Raw genomic sequence first — 315 nt, 5'->3', positions numbered from 1 at the left:
AAATAAGACACTTAAAACAAAGCCATACATTCCAAAAAAGGAGGCAATTAGTAATGTTGCGACTCTTATTAAAAATATATTGCCTAGTAAATTTTGATTAATTAATGTATAGCTAGATATAACGGTAAGTGCCCCAATTACTAATGTTGATGGTGATGTAAATCCTGCTCTTATAGCAGCTTCTCCAACTATTAAGCCTCCTAAAACTGCAATAGTTTGACCTATAGCTTTAGGTAAGCGTATTCCCGCTTCTCGAAAAAGGTCAAAAAATATGAGCATAATAAGAATTTCGAACGAAGAGGAAACAGGTAGTCC

The 315-nt window shown here is 34.0% G+C and carries 1 protein-coding gene; it reads right to left on the bottom strand.

Annotation, left to right across the window (positions count from 1 at the left end):
- Positions 1–315, bottom strand: a 315-nt coding sequence (locus tag ACP3VS_RS24385; RefSeq protein ID WP_426390312.1) for a spore germination protein, incomplete at both ends; no start/stop codon positions are given.

Origin of the sequence: Lysinibacillus sp. VIII_CA, from assembly GCF_049943995.1 — a bacterium.
Taxonomy (GTDB): Bacteria; Bacillota; Bacilli; order Bacillales_A; family Planococcaceae; genus Lysinibacillus; species Lysinibacillus pinottii.
Note: the sequence above shows the minus strand (reverse complement) of the source record. Positions and strands in the feature narration are given on the sequence as shown.